Genomic DNA, 13,469 nt, shown 5'->3' with positions numbered 1-13,469 from the left:
CATTATGTTTTTTCACCCTCCGCTGATATAAACGAGCCCCTACAAATGCCCTCAGATACAGGCCAGCCCCATGACCACCCCCGCCCTGGACCTTGACCTGCTGCGCACCTTTGTCGCCATTGCCGACCATGCAAGCTTTGCCGAGGCCGGCCGCCACCTGGCCCGCACCCAGGCTTCGGTCACCCAGCACATGCAGCGCCTGGAACACCAGGTGGGCGTGGCGCTGCTGCGCAAGCAGGGCCGGCACAAGTCGCTGACCGACGCTGGCCGCCAGTTGCTGCGCCACGCCCGGCAAATGCTCGCGCTCAACGACGAGGCCCTGGCCGGCCTGCGCCACGACAGCCTGAGCGGCGTGTTGCGCATCGGCTCACCCCATGACATCGCCGACACCATCCTGCCGCCGTTGCTCAGCCATATCGCCCGCTCGGCGCCCAACCTGCGCCTGGAGATCGACGTTGGCCGCAGCCCGTTCCTCATGGAAGACCTGCAACGCGGCAAGGTCGACATGGTCATCTCTACCCGCACCGCCCCAGGCCTTGAGGGCTTTGCCCTGCGCACCTCGCCGGTATGGTGGATTTGCGCCGCGCATTACCAGCATGTCCCTGGCGAGCCGCTGCCACTGGTGCTGGTAGACGACCCCAGCCTGTACCGCAAGCTGGCGGTACAGGCCCTGGAACAGGCCGGCATCGCCTGGCGCCAGGCGTACCTGGCGTCCAACCTGATCGGGGTCAAGGCCGCGGTACGTGCAGGCCTGGGTATCACCGCCCGCAGCCAGGAAATGGTAGGCCCCGACATGCGCGTGCTGGGCCAGAGCGACGGCCTGCCGCCGCTGCCAGACGTCACCTACCACCTATGGGTACGGGCCAACACGCTCAACCCGCTGGTGCGCCAGGCCTACGGCATGGTGCGGGCCAGCGTGGGGTTATGAGTTCAATGCCGCTGCCTGCGCCTACACAGACCGCGCCGGGGCTGCCATGCTGTTGGCCCACCACCCACGCCAGGGACCTTGATGAAAATCATCGCCGGCCAGCCCGTAGACGAACTGGAACTGCCCTTCACCCCGCCTCTGGACTGGGCGCGCATGCTGCGCTTTTTCGGCGGCCGCGCCACCGGCGGAGTGGAGACGGTGCTGGACGGCGTTTACCACCGCACCCTGACCCTGGCCGGCAGCGACGGCCTGCTCAGCGTGCGCAAGGACCCGGCCCGCGACTGCCTGCTGGTGCGCCTTGAAGGCGAAGCCAGCCGCCAGTTGGGCGCGCTGCAACCGCGCCTGGCCCGGCAGTTCGACCTGCTCACCCACCCCGAGGCGGTGCGTGACGGCCTGGGCCAGGACCCGTGGCTGGCCGAGCGGCTGCATGCAGCACCCGGCCTGCGGGTGCCGGGCGCGTGGTCGGGCTTTGAGCTGGTGATCCGCACCATCATCGGCCAGCAGGTCAGCGTCAAGGCGGCCACCACCATCACCGGCCGCCTGGTGGAGCGCACCGGCACACCCGCTGCGTCCCCTGCTCACCTGGGCATCCCCTGGCACTTCCCCTCCCCTCGGGCTGTCGCCGAGGCCAACCTGGACAAGATCGGCATGCCTACCAAACGCGTGGCCGCCCTGCAGAACTTCGCCCGGGTGGTCGCCGAAGGCGAACTGCTGATCGACAGCGAGCAGCCCGACACCAGCCTGCTGCGCCGGCAACTGCTGGCGCTGCCCGGCATCGGCCCGTGGACCGTGGAGTACGTGGCCATGCGCGCCTGGCGCGACCCGGACGCCTGGCCGGCCACTGACCTGGTGCTGATGCAGGCCATCACCCGGCGCCTGCCGGAGCTGGCCAGCAAGGCCAGCCAGGCGCGCCATGCCGAGAGCTGGCGGCCGTGGCGGGCCTATGTGGCCATGCACCTGTGGAACGAGATCGCCGACCAGGCAGGTGTGGCCCGGGGCGGTTAGTCGGCCCGCAGGTGCACGCCAATGCCCTCCTGCCCCGCAGCCAGTTCGGGTTTCAACGTGAGTTCGGGGATCAGGTAGTCACCGCCGTTCTGCCGGCGATACGGGATCGGCGCATCACTGAACAGCCCGTCCAGGCGCTGCTCCAGCGCCGCGCAGGCTGCAGCGAAGCCTGCCTCGTCGACCCGGCTGGTGCGGTGCAGCACGTAGGGTTCGAGCACCTCGAAACCCGGGTAGAACAGGATGCCGTGCTGGATCGGGAACAGAATCGCCTCCAGCGAGCCGTTGATACCGCGCGGTGCATAGTGCGAAGCCCAGCCACCGGTGGTGACCATCAACATGGCACGCTTGCCGGCCATGCTGCCCTCGCCGTAGCGGTCGCCCCAATGCTGGTCGGAGTGCTCGCCCACGCCGTAGGCAAAACCGTAGGCATACACCCGCTCGACCCAACCCTTGAGAATGGCCGGCAAGCCGAACCACCACAGCGGGAACTGCAGAATCACCGCATCGGCCCAGCGCAGCTTGTTTTGCTCGGCAACGATGTCGGCGCGCTGGGTGCCGTCGCGGTAGGCCTGCTGCGAGTCTTCCGACACACTAAAGCGCAGGCCCGGCTGCTGGGCGGTGTTGTCGCTGGCATCGACCAGCGGCTTGAAGCCCATTGCATACAGGTCCGACACCTGCACACTGTGGCCCTGGCGTTGCAGGTGCCCCACCGCGTGGTCTTTCAGCGAGCCGTTGAGCGAGCGCGGTTCTGGGTGGGCGTAGACGATCAACACATTCATCACAGGTGCTCCGTAAGGGGTATGCGGGGCATCATGCGCGGCGCGCTGGTATAGTAGAAATGAATATCCAGAACACCAGGTATTGCCATGCATGATGCCCTGCGGCGCCTCGACCTCAACCTGCTGGTGACCCTCGATGCGCTGCTGGTCGAGCTGAACGTGACCCGCGCCGCGCAGCGCCTGCACCTGGCCCAGCCCACGGTGAGCGTGCAACTGGCGCGCCTGCGCGAGCTGCTGGACGACCCATTGCTGCTGCCCGGCCCCCGGGGCATGCGCCCCACGGCCCGCGCCGAAGCCCTGCGCACGCCGCTGCGCCAGGCCCTGGAGGCGCTGCACCTGGCCATCGCCCCGGCACAAGCCTTCGACCCCGCCAGCGCCAGCCAAACCTGGCGCCTGGCGGCCACCGACTATGGCGCCTCGACCCTGCTGCTACCGGCCCTGGCAAGCATCCGCAGCGCCGCGCCAGCCACCCGCCTGGCGATCCTCGACCTGCAACCTGCGGCACTGGTGCGCCAGGCCGAGCTGGGCGAAATCGACATGGCCTTCCACATTGCCGAACAGGCGCCGCCCGAGCTGCGCCAGCGCTCGTTATACGTCGAGCGCTACGTGCTGGCGGGCCGCATCGACCACCCCGGGCTCAAGCGCAAGCTGACGCTCAAGCAGTTCTGTGCACTGGAGCAGGTGATCGTTTCGCCGGACGGCGGCGGCTTTTACGGCCCTACTGATGCGGCCCTGGCCGAGCAGGGGCTGGCGCGGCAGGTGGTGTTGTCGGTGCCACACTTCATGTTGCTGGCCTCGGTGCTGGCCAGCTCCGACCTGGTGGCCATGCTGCCGCAGCGGCTGGTGGCCGGCGATACGCGGCTGAAAGTGGTCGAGGCGCCGTTGGCCGTACGCGGGTTCGAGATGCTGATGCTGTGGCCCGAGCGGGTGCATCGCGACCCGGGGCACCGGTGGTTGCGGGAGGTGATTGCAACTTGCGCGCGAAGCGCGAAGCAAGCGCCGAATCTGTAGGAGCCGGCTTGCCGGCGATGAGGCCCGGCGCCACAACCCCGCTGCCCGTGCTGACGCCATCGCGGGCAAGCCCGCTCCCACAGGACCGCGCTAGGCCCGAAGCAGCGCCGTACCTGTAGGAGCCAGCTTCTGAACGCTGGGCAGCACAGTGAGAGCCCGTTCGCAAAACGGCACAAAACCCGCCATCGGTTGAACTTAACCACGCCCCCACGCTCTAGCATACCGCCCCGGATGATGGCCCCGTGTCAGAAGCCCGGCACGTGAGCGCCGTCAAGTTGCTCAACCCGCCCAGGACGGCGCTGGTCACCACCACTACAGGGATGCAGACCTTTCATGCAGCAAACTCAAACACCCGCCACAGGTGCGCTGGTCGGCAGCTATCGCTATGGCAAGGCGCTGAAAATTTTCGTGCTGACGCTCTGCGTGGTGCTCATCGGCCTGGCAGGCCTCGTGCTGTACCTGAGCACCATCCTCCCGGTGCAGGATGCCGGGCCGGTATCGCTGACCACCCAGCGCGGCACCACGCTGAACTTCTCAAGCCAGGCCATGCTGATCTACTTCACCAGCGGCCTGCTGGTGGTACTGGTGCTGGCCCTGCTGGGCCTGTACGCCTGGCAGAACCGGCTGCGCAAGAGCAGCTACGAGCTGTACGAACACGGCATCGCCCACACCACCGGCGGCCAGCGTACCTTCGTGCCGTTCAGCGAAATCGAAGACCTCTACCTGTTCAGCTCGGGGCAGACGGTGATGACCGGCCTGGTCACCAACCTGGCGTTCCGGCGCAACGCCAGCGAGCCGTTCCACCGGGTGATCGAGCCCCTCAAGGGCTTCCATGACTTTTTGCAGCGCTTTCGCGAGCTGTACCTTGCGGCACGCCAGCCGCAGGTGCTGGACACTCTGCAACGCGGCGGCGCGGTGACCTTCAACTGTATCGACACCGGCCAGGTGTGGCGCAAGCGGGTCAGCGGCAACTTCCTCGCAGTACAGACCTACCCCATCGTGCTCACCCAGCACAGCCTGCAAGTACAGGGCAAACAGGTGCCGATCACCTCGCTGCGCAGCCTGGACCAAAGCGCCTGGACGGAAAAACTGCTGATCAAGGACGCCAACGGCGCCACCGTGCTGTCGACCCTGGCCACGGGCCTTTTGAGCGCCGACCTGTTCATCGACACCTTGAGCCTGCTGGTGGAGCACGCCAGCCAAGGCCAGCAGCAGCCTGCCTGAGCGCAGGCAAGCCACCCCATCGCTACAACACCATTGATGCAACACGCCCCGCCGAGCGGGGCAACGCTATGACTACAAGGACGGTTATGAAAAGACGTTTTGCCCTTTGCGCACTGGTTTCGGCCCTGGCGGGCTGCAATTCCGAGTACAGCTACGATGAAATCGCCACCTCCTTCGGCTCGCTGGGCACCCCCGATGCGCGCTACGTGGTGATCAAGTCCGGTGAGCCGCTGACCGGCACCGTAGTGCCCAGGGAGGGTGGCCGGGTGCTGCAGCCGTTCAAGGTTGAGGACGGCAAGGTGGTCGGCCCGTGGAAGGCCTACGACGAAAAAGGCCGGCTGGTGGAAGGCCAGTTGCAGGCCGGCATGTTCGTCGGGGCGAAGAAAACCTGGTGCCCGGGCGAGAATCCCAGCCACCTGCAAAGCGTCAGCACCCTGGACAACGACCGCCGCTCGCAGCAGGACTACGACTGCGCCAGCGGCCTGCAGGTGCGCGACAGCACCATCCTGCTGGCCGATGCCACGCGCAAGCATTCAGCACGGGTGGGCGAACAGCGCACCTGGCAGATAGTCAATGGCGAGCAGAAGCTGACCCTGCTGGAAACCTTCGCTGCCGATGGCTCCGACAAGCTCGAAGGGCTGGTGGAGCACTACAACTACCAGGGTGTGCTGGTCGACCGCGCCACTTACAAAAACGGCGCGCTCGACGGCGTGTTCGAAAGCTGGTCGGCCCCGGAGGGCAAACCCACGGTGCCAGCCACCAAGCTGAGCTACAGCGCCGGCAAGAAAAACGGCCCGGCAGAAACCTACTTCGTGAGCGGCTGGCCAGCCGGCACCATCGCTGAAAAAGGTGAGTACAAGGACGACCGCAAGGCCGGGGTATGGCTGATCTACAGCCCGGGCCATGTGTCGGTGCTCGACTACAACAAGCCGCAGAACGAGTCGGTGATGGCCGAGCGCCTGGCCCAGGCCGCGCGCGGTGAAACGCGCACCATCGGCGCGCCGCGCATGGTCTACGACCTGGACAGCTTCGCCTACCTGCAAAAAAGCTCCGGCATCGACATCAACCAGTGGCTGACCTCGCAAAGCCGCCCGCTGATCACCCTGGCCGCCGACAACGCCTACGACTACCTGATCTCCGCAGGTGCCGACCCGAAACGCCGGGATATCCAGGGCAACACCCGGCTGATGACCTGCCTGGCAGGCATCGACTTCCCCAGCTGCAGCCTCGAACACATGAACCTGCTGGCCGCCAGCGAAGACCTCAAAGAGCACAACGTCTACGGCTACACCCCGCTGGCGCTGTTCTGCAGCCGGGCGGACCAGTTGCACGGCAACGGCCGCGAAAACCCGCAGGCGCAGGCGCTGTTCCAGACCCTGCTCAAGGGCAGTGACGTGAATGCCGCCGCCTACGGTGGCGAAACCGCGCTGCATGCCTGCATGAGCCAGCGCAACCGCGGCTATGCCGAGGCGCTGGTGGCCGCCGGCGCCAACCTGGATGCCGTCGACCTGGACGGCACCACGCCACTGGCGGCGGCGTTCATGGAGCAGTACCGCGGGTCGAAGTTCAGCCGCATCCAGTGGTCCGAAGAGGTGATCCGCTTTGTGGCCGGCTACCAGGGCAAGTCGCAGTTCACCTTCGATACCCCGGTGCCGGCGTTTGGTATGTCGGTGCGCCAGATGGTGCTGGAGAATGGTGATACCAAGACCGCGCGGTTGATCGACTCGCTGGTGGGTACGGCCAAGGGCTAAGCGGTTTTCAGGGCCGGGCTTGTCGCTGGCGATAAGGCCGGGCCTGAAAACTCGGTTGCTTGGTATCGGCATGGCCGGTGATCGCGTCAGGGCCTCCAGGTGCTCGACACAACCCTTGCAGCGCCTGTGAAATCGAGCGCCGCCCGCGCGGCGCATCGCGGGGCAAGCCCGCTCCTACATCTGTTTCGGGCCAGTTTCGCTTGTGCCATTACCTGATCCGCCTTGTTGGCTCGGCACAACTTCAGTGTGGGCGCCTAGGCCGCTTCGCAAGGCTCAAGGCATGCATCAAGGCGGGCAACGGTACTTTCACAGGACTCATTGGCCCGAAACAGATGTAAGCAACTGTCTTGCTCAATTTCTAAAAGCTGGCGCGATCCCTGTGGGAGCGGGCTTGCCCGTGTTCGCGAGTGAACCCGCTCCTATAAAGGCAGCTCTGGGTCGGCTGCAGCCAGTCGCACTCTAGAAATCAGCTTCTTGCTGAAGACTCCGCCTCAACCACCACGGTGCTAGCCCCGACAGATCGGCAGCAGCCACCAGACGCCCCTGCAACTGATGCTCATTGAGTGCCAGCAGGCATGACAGGCAAATGAACAATGAAGCTGGTGCCATAAACCGCATGTGAGGTCACGCTGATCCGGCCACCGTGAGCTTCGGCGATCTGCTTGACGATGAACAAGCCAAGACCGATCGAACGCAGAGCATCTTGCCGAGGGCTACCACGTGTCATCGGGTCGAACAACGTAGGCAGCATTTCTTCGCCGATGGTAGGCCCATGATTGTGGACACTCAGAATTACTCCCTTATCACTGAACTGAGTAGTCAGAGTGATTGGGTAGTGAAGGTCGCCATATGCCGCACTGTTGGCGACCAGGTTGCCGATCATCTGCTGCATCCGGTCATGGTCAATTTCGGCTACGCCTTGGCCTCGGGATAGATGGCGAATGCTTGCGCCGGCAAAGACAATCCTCAGCTCGCTCACGCATTGGTCGACCGTCTTCAGCAGATCGACCTGCTGGCGCCGAATGCTGATGCCCTGGCCTAACCTGATCGAGGCGAAGTCCAGTAGATCGACAATCATGCGCTGTGCCCGCTCGGCCGATGTGCTGATGCTGTCCAGCAATCGCCGAGCCCGCTCGCTCTGGATATCACTCCCAAGCAGCTCGGTGGCCACTTTGATGGCGGTCATCGGGTTCTTCAAATCGTGGCTGGCGACTGCGACCATGCGCTCGGCGAGCGCTGCGCGATATTGGGCATTCTTATAGGCCGCTGCCAACTCGGCTTGGGCGCGTTGCAACGCGGCCTCGGCGCTGGCCTTCTGCGCCAGCAACTCCTCAGCCCGTTGCATGGCGACAAACACCGCGCGCTCGTTGCGGTCTCGCTGTGCGGTCACGAACAGCGCCAGGTGGTAGCGGATACCTTCGGCCGAATCATGCCGTATACCGTTAAGCAACATGGGAACGACAGTACCATCGCGATGCTGAAGATCGACCTTCACCTCCGCAACAGAGCCTTGCATGCTCATCAATGGCTCCCAGTGGGTGCGCCGGAACATGCGGCCAGCCACGGTCAGAAACTGGTCGAAACTGCACGCATGCATCGATGTCGAGTCGTATCCCAGCCAATCGCACAACGTCTGGTTAGCGCGCAGGAGCGTGCCATCCATGGCCATGACCACCAGCCCGCACGGGGCATACTCGAAATACGACGTAGGGGGAAGCTCCGGGGTTTCACTCATTACCGAGCCCACGTTGCACGAAGAACGCCTCCATAGCGGCATAGCATGCGTCTGGTGCGCTCAACTGCGGATAATGGCCGATATTGTCAATGATGCTCAACTGGCTTTCAGGCAGCACTCTGTGCAAGTACTCGCCTACCTCCATTGGCACGACCACGTCGCCCGGGCATTGCAGGATCAGCGTGGGCACCGACAACCCGACAATGTCCTGCCGGTGATCGGAGAGAAAGATGACTCTGGCAAAATGCCGAGCGATGTGTGCGTTGGTGCGCGAGAAGTTCTCCAGCAGCTCTTCCTGCAGCCCAGGCTTGCCGGGCGCCCCCATCAATACAGGTGCCATGGTACCGGCCCAGCCGAGATAATTGTCGTCGATGGTGGCAAGCATTGACTGCACGTCACCCAATGAGAATCCGCCGTTATAGTCGCCAGAATTCTGGTAGCACGGCGAGCCTCCGATCATCACTAAAGCAGCGACCCGATCTGGCAACTGAACAGTGGCCAAGGCACATATCATGGCGCTGACCGAATGTCCGATCAGAATGACAGGGCCCGTCGCATATTCGTCAATGATCTCGTTAAGATCAGTTGCATGACCCCATAACGAAGCGTGCCGACCATGATCATACGCATTCAGGTCAGATTGGCCGGCGCCTGTTAGATCGTAGGTCAAAACGCGATAGCGCTTGGATAAATGCGGCACCAGCAACTTCCACATGGTCTGATCGCAGCCAAAACCATGGGCCAGGATCATGGTTAGCGCCCCTTCCCCAGTGACATGCAGGTTGTTACGTCTTTGCAGAGTCATACATACCCTGGTGAATTGAACCTTGTGTTGGAGCATGATTGCTCATAAGCCTCTCGAAGAGGCTAGCAGGGGCGGTAAGCGGCGAGATTCGGTTTTTCTCGCGCAGCTAAGCGTCGCTCTGATAACCATTCTTGGCACGTGGGGGCACCATACGCCATAACGAAAGACAAAGCCCGCGCGTTGTAGCAATGCACCGAATAAGGCAATCACTCACCACAAGGCTGCTGCGTACAGTCCTCGGGCTGGTGTTCGGTTGGCTGGCTCAAAGGCCAGTGCTCGCACCTCGCAACCAGCACAACACCAGGCTGCAATCCTGACGCGCTAGCAACTGAGCGGCAAAACAAAGACGCCTGGTGCAAACACCAGGCGTCTTTGTTTCAGGGCTTGCACCGTGCCTCCTGAAGCCTAGACGCCAGGAGGCCGAACACAAGAGGCGCCCGCCTACACCGCCGCCGCCCGCTCACTCTCAACCTCAGGCCGGCGCGCATAGCGCTGCGCCAGCGCCGCACACACCATCAGCTGGATCTGGTGGAAGATCATCAGCGGCAAGATCAGCAAGCCGATGGTGCTGCCGGCAAACAGCACCTGGGCCATGGGCACCCCGGTCGCCAGGCTCTTTTTCGAGCCGCAGAACAGGATGGTGATGCGGTCCTCGATATTAAAGCCCAGCCACTTGCCCAGCAGCGCAGTAATCCCCAGCGACAAGGCCAGCACCACGCAGCAACCCACCACGATCAGCGCCAGGGTGGCCGGCGGTACCTGCTGCCACAGCCCGCCGATTACCGCCGCGCCAAAGGCCGAGTACACCACCAGCAGGATCGAACCCTGGTCGACGAACTTCAGCCAAGCCTTGTTGCGCCCTACCCAGTCACCGATCCAGCGCCGCGCAATCTGCCCGGCCACGAAGGGCACCAGCAGTTGCAGGCTGATCTTGCGGATAGCCTCAAGCGTAGAGCCGCTGTCACCGTGCACGCCCATCAGCAATGCCACCAGCATTGGTGTGACGAAGATACCTACCAGGCTTGAGGCCGCCGCGCTGCAGATGGCCGCCGGCACGTTGCCGCGGGCCAGCGAAGTGAAGGCGATGGCCGACTGCACCGTGGCCGGCAGCGCGCACAGGTACAGGAAGCCCAGGTACAGCTCGTTGCCCACCAGCGGCTGCAGCACCGGCTTGAGCGCAAGGCCAATCAGCGGGAACAGCACGAAGGTGCAGACGAACACCAGCAGGTGCAGGCGCCAATGCCCGGCACCGGCATACACCGCCTCACGCGACAGCTTGGCGCCGTGCAGGAAGAACAGCAGGCCGATGGCGATGTTGGTGATCCAGTCGAACGCCACCGCCACCTCGTCGCGCGCCGGCAGCACGGTGGCGATGGCCACCACGGCAATCAAGGTCAAGGTGAAGTTGTCTGGCAAGAACCGCGATCGGGCCATGGCTGAAATATCCTGTGTTGTTTTACTGGCTGGCCTACCTTAGCCTTGTTCGCGGTAACCGGCTAACGCAATGAGGGCAATAAATGTCGATAAGTGGACAAGCTGGCGTGCATGAGCGGATTGTCCCCGCCCTGCACGCCCTGCCGCGCCCGGTGTTTGCCCGCACCGAATCGCTGCTGCGCCCGGAACGCACACCCATGCACCGCCACCCGTGGGTGCAGTTGTCCTATGCGATTTCTGGTGTGCTGCACGTGCACACCCCCACCGGCAGCTTCGTCGCCCCGCCGCAACGCGCGGTGTGGATGCCGCCGGGCATGGACCACGAAGTGTTCAGCTTCGCCAATACCGAAATGCGTGGCCTGTACCTCGACCCGCAGCTGTTCGATGACGCCCATGGCCACTGCCGGGTAATCGAAGTGACGCCGCTGACCCATGAGCTGATCAAGCAGTTTGCGCAATGCCCCACCGAGTACGACGAGGCCGGCGAGGACGGCCGCCTGGCGATGGTGCTGGTGGACCAGTTGCGTGCGGCCCGCGAGGTAAGCCTGTCGCTGCCCTTGCCGCAGGATGCGCGGGTGCTGCAGCTGTGCCGGCAGCTGCAGGACGCGCCGGACGACAACCGTACCCTGGCCGAGTGGGGCGAACTGCTGGGGGCATCGGAGAAGACCTTGCGGCGCATTCTGCTGCGCGAAACCGGGCTGAGCTTTCGCCACTGGCGCCAGCGCATGCGCCTGCTGGGTGCGCTGGAGGCCTTGGGCCAGGGCGTGGCCGTGACCGAGGTGGCGTTGAGTGCCGGGTATCAGTCGACGTCGGCGTTCATTGCCGCGTTTCGCGAGCAGTTCGGCGTGACGCCCGGGGACTTCTTCAACGCCTGACGGTGACTCCCAAAACCGTTAACGCCGGCGCAGCCGGTCCCAAACACCGCGCCGCCTGCTTCGCGGGCAAGCCCGCTCCCACAGGACCGTGCAGAACCGCAACCAAGCGCTACACCTGCTGGAACAACTGCCTTGCTCAATTGCTGAAAGCTGGCGCGATCCCTGTAGGAGCGGGCTTGCCCGCGAACACCGGCGCAGCCGGTGCCTGCCCACAGTGAACGTTGACGCCATGTTCCAGCTGCGCCGGGCAGTGCCGGGGCCAAGATCAGAGGAAGGTGAACACCTGCTCAGCCGGCAAGCGCGATTTGCCCAGGCCTGCGTTGAAGTCATCCTCGCTGCGGTAGCCAAGGGCCAATACCACCACGCTGGTGAAACCGCGCTCGCGCAGGCCCAGTTCTGCGTCCATCAGCTTGAAGTCGAAGCCTTCGATCGGGGTGGCGTCCAGGCCGTAAGCCGCAGCGCCCAGCAGCGCGGTCCCCAGGGCCAGGTACACCTGCTTCTCCATCCAATGCTGCAGGTCCTTGTTGTCGTAGCGGTGCAGGTCGGCGTAGAAGCGCCGGGTCTGGTCCTGGCCGGCCTTGGCCTGCTCGTTGCGGTAGCGGCCGTCTTTATCTTCCTGGTCCAGCAGCGCCTGCAGGTGGCTGTCGGTCATGTCGGTACGCGCAGCGAACACCACCACGTGGGAGGCGTTGAGAATCTTCGCGGTGTTGTAGGCAAACCCTACCTCGGTGCTCTTGGCCAGGCGCGCCTTGCCTTCCGGGGTGTCGGCGACGATGAAGTGCCAAGGCTGGGAGTTGACCGAGGACGGGCTGTGGCGCAGTTGCTCGAGCAGCGCGTCGATGGTGGCCTGGGGGATACGGCGGCTGGCGTCGTAGGCTTTGGTGGTGTAGCGGCGCTTGGCCAGGGCAACGGTGTCCATCGAGGGTAACTCCTGTGGGATCGTGTAATGAGGCGCATCTTATCTTCCCGGCAACAAAGAAAAACCCGCACAATGCAGCAACACTTTCATCCCTGGAGTGAAAATGCTGCGGATCACCGACCTGGAACTGTTCACCCGCGCCAGCGCACTGGGCAGTTTCACTGCGGCAGCCCACGAGGCCGACCTGCTGCCCGGCCAGGTGGCGGCGGCGATCAAGCGCCTGGAGCGCGAGCTGGACGTGCGCCTGTTCGCCCGCACCACCCGCAGCCTGCGCCTGACCGCCGAGGGCGAGCTGTACCTGCCCACCGCCCAGCGCGTGCTCGAAACGCTACGCCAGGGCCGTGAAGACCTGCACGGCAGCCACAGCCAGCTGCGCGGCGTGCTGCAGGTGGCGGCGCCGTCGGACATGGGCCGCAACCTGCTGCGCCCGTGGCTCAGCGCCTTTCGCCGCGCGCACCCGGGCTTGAACCTGCGGTTTTTCCTCTCTGACCAGTTGGCCGACCTGTACCGCGACCCGGTGGATGTGGCGATCCGCTACGGGGTGATTGCGGACGGCAACTACATCGCCCTGCCCCTGGCGCCCTGGAACCGCCGCGTGGTGGTGGCTTCACCGGACTACCTGGCCCGCCACGGCCGCCCGCAAACGCTCGAGGCGCTGCAGCAGCATGACTGCCTGCTGTACCTGCAACAGGGCCGGGTGTACGACAAGTGGCGCCTGGGCAACCGCACCGTACAGGTACGCGGGCCCCTGGTCAGCGACGATGCCGACGTGGTGCGGCGCTGGGCGCTGGAGGGCGAAGGCATCGTGTACAAGTCGTGGCTCGATGTCAGCGCCAACATCGCCGCAGGCGAACTCGAAGTGCTGCTGCCCGAACACGCCGGCGAGCCGACCCCGGTGACCCTGGTGTGCCCGCACCGCAAGCAACTGACGCCGGCGGTGTCGCAGTTGCATGGCTGGTTGCGCGAGCGGTTCGAGGGGTTGCGGCCGGTGGGGTTGTTGTAG

General features: G+C 64.6%; 12 protein-coding genes. 7 read left to right on the top strand and 5 right to left on the bottom strand.

All coding sequences use genetic code 11. From position 1 onward, the window contains the following. Positions 1-70: 70 nt before the first annotated feature. Both KSS93_RS15660 and KSS93_RS15655 read left to right on the top strand, forming a co-directional pair. Complete coding sequence (locus KSS93_RS15660; protein ID WP_217884897.1) at positions 71-928, top strand: LysR substrate-binding domain-containing protein; 858 nt, start codon at positions 71-73, stop codon at positions 926-928. A gap of 81 nt (positions 929-1,009) precedes the next feature. Further along, entirely contained in the window at positions 1,010-1,933 is a 924-nt protein-coding gene (locus KSS93_RS15655) for a DNA-3-methyladenine glycosylase family protein (protein WP_217884896.1), read from the top strand. On the opposite strand, the gene KSS93_RS15650 is transcribed toward KSS93_RS15655, so the two are convergent. Then, positions 1,930-2,712, bottom strand: coding sequence for an NAD(P)H-dependent oxidoreductase (locus tag KSS93_RS15650; protein WP_217884895.1), 783 nt, complete (start codon positions 2,710-2,712; stop codon positions 1,930-1,932). The genes KSS93_RS15655 and KSS93_RS15650 overlap by 4 nt on opposite strands. An 87-nt stretch (positions 2,713-2,799) precedes the next feature. Between KSS93_RS15650 and KSS93_RS15645 the strand changes: the two genes are divergently transcribed. The 3 genes from KSS93_RS15645 (at position 2,800) to KSS93_RS15635 (ending at position 6,698) form a co-directional block, all read left to right on the top strand. Then, a complete protein-coding gene (locus KSS93_RS15645; protein ID WP_217884894.1) occupies positions 2,800-3,723 on the top strand; it encodes a LysR family transcriptional regulator in 924 nt (307 codons plus the stop codon). A 333-nt stretch (positions 3,724-4,056) separates the two neighbouring features. Beyond that, positions 4,057-4,947 (top strand): hypothetical protein, encoded by an 891-nt coding sequence (locus KSS93_RS15640; RefSeq protein WP_217884893.1) that lies wholly within the window; start codon positions 4,057-4,059, stop codon positions 4,945-4,947. 86 nt (positions 4,948-5,033) lie between these two features. Continuing rightward, positions 5,034-6,698 (top strand): hypothetical protein, encoded by a 1,665-nt coding sequence (locus KSS93_RS15635; RefSeq protein WP_217884892.1) that lies wholly within the window; start codon positions 5,034-5,036, stop codon positions 6,696-6,698. A gap of 556 nt (positions 6,699-7,254) precedes the next feature. Here the strand turns inward: KSS93_RS15635 and KSS93_RS15630 are convergent. The 3 genes from KSS93_RS15630 to KSS93_RS15620 form a co-directional block, all read right to left on the bottom strand. Continuing rightward, positions 7,255-8,433, bottom strand: coding sequence for a PAS domain-containing sensor histidine kinase (locus tag KSS93_RS15630; protein WP_217884891.1), 1,179 nt, complete (start codon positions 8,431-8,433; stop codon positions 7,255-7,257). Continuing rightward, positions 8,426-9,238 (bottom strand): alpha/beta fold hydrolase, encoded by an 813-nt coding sequence (locus tag KSS93_RS15625; RefSeq protein ID WP_217888748.1) that lies wholly within the window; start codon positions 9,236-9,238, stop codon positions 8,426-8,428. The genes KSS93_RS15630 and KSS93_RS15625 overlap by 8 nt, the downstream gene beginning before the upstream one ends. Positions 9,239-9,679: 441 nt before the next feature. Then, positions 9,680-10,672 carry a bile acid:sodium symporter family protein gene (locus tag KSS93_RS15620; RefSeq protein ID WP_217884890.1) on the bottom strand — a complete coding sequence of 331 codons (993 nt, stop codon included), beginning with the start codon at positions 10,670-10,672 and terminating at the stop codon, positions 9,680-9,682. 83 nt (positions 10,673-10,755) lie between these two features. Between KSS93_RS15620 and KSS93_RS15615 the strand changes: the two genes are divergently transcribed. Then, positions 10,756-11,547, top strand: a complete 792-nt coding sequence (locus tag KSS93_RS15615; protein WP_217884889.1) for an AraC family transcriptional regulator — start codon at positions 10,756-10,758, stop codon at positions 11,545-11,547. Between the two features lie 265 nt (positions 11,548-11,812). Here the strand turns inward: KSS93_RS15615 and nfsB are convergent, their stop codons facing one another. Beyond that, on the bottom strand, positions 11,813-12,466 hold the full coding sequence (nfsB, locus tag KSS93_RS15610) for an oxygen-insensitive NAD(P)H nitroreductase (RefSeq protein WP_217884888.1): 654 nt from the start codon (positions 12,464-12,466) through the stop codon (positions 11,813-11,815). Between the two features lie 103 nt (positions 12,467-12,569). On the opposite strand from nfsB, the gene KSS93_RS15605 reads away from it, so the two are divergent. Continuing rightward, a complete protein-coding gene (locus KSS93_RS15605) occupies positions 12,570-13,469 on the top strand; it encodes a LysR family transcriptional regulator (protein ID WP_217884887.1) in 900 nt (299 codons plus the stop codon).

This window comes from Pseudomonas xanthosomatis (genome assembly GCF_019139835.1).
GTDB lineage: Bacteria > Pseudomonadota > Gammaproteobacteria > Pseudomonadales > Pseudomonadaceae > Aquipseudomonas > Aquipseudomonas fakonensis.
The sequence above is the reverse complement of the archived record's forward strand: the minus strand, read 5'-3'. Positions and strand labels throughout refer to the sequence as shown.

What these genes read in the sequence shown, in the direction of transcription:
- KSS93_RS15660 (WP_217884897.1), top strand. Translation starts at nt 71, where the DNA reads ATGACCACCCCCGCCCTGGACCTTGACCTGCTGCGCACCTTTGTCGCC.
- KSS93_RS15655 (WP_217884896.1), top strand. Translation starts at nt 1,010, where the DNA reads ATGAAAATCATCGCCGGCCAGCCCGTAGACGAACTGGAACTGCCCTTC.
- KSS93_RS15650 (WP_217884895.1), bottom strand. Translation starts at nt 2,712, where the DNA reads ATGAATGTGTTGATCGTCTACGCCCACCCAGAACCGCGCTCGCTCAAC.
- KSS93_RS15645 (WP_217884894.1), top strand. Translation starts at nt 2,800, where the DNA reads ATGCATGATGCCCTGCGGCGCCTCGACCTCAACCTGCTGGTGACCCTC.
- KSS93_RS15640 (WP_217884893.1), top strand. Translation starts at nt 4,057, where the DNA reads ATGCAGCAAACTCAAACACCCGCCACAGGTGCGCTGGTCGGCAGCTAT.
- KSS93_RS15635 (WP_217884892.1), top strand. Translation starts at nt 5,034, where the DNA reads ATGAAAAGACGTTTTGCCCTTTGCGCACTGGTTTCGGCCCTGGCGGGC.
- KSS93_RS15630 (WP_217884891.1), bottom strand. Translation starts at nt 8,433, where the DNA reads ATGAGTGAAACCCCGGAGCTTCCCCCTACGTCGTATTTCGAGTATGCC.
- KSS93_RS15625 (WP_217888748.1), bottom strand. Translation starts at nt 9,238, where the DNA reads ATGACTCTGCAAAGACGTAACAACCTGCATGTCACTGGGGAAGGGGCG.
- KSS93_RS15620 (WP_217884890.1), bottom strand. Translation starts at nt 10,672, where the DNA reads ATGGCCCGATCGCGGTTCTTGCCAGACAACTTCACCTTGACCTTGATT.
- KSS93_RS15615 (WP_217884889.1), top strand. Translation starts at nt 10,756, where the DNA reads ATGTCGATAAGTGGACAAGCTGGCGTGCATGAGCGGATTGTCCCCGCC.
- nfsB (WP_217884888.1), bottom strand. Translation starts at nt 12,466, where the DNA reads ATGGACACCGTTGCCCTGGCCAAGCGCCGCTACACCACCAAAGCCTAC.
- KSS93_RS15605 (WP_217884887.1), top strand. Translation starts at nt 12,570, where the DNA reads ATGCTGCGGATCACCGACCTGGAACTGTTCACCCGCGCCAGCGCACTG.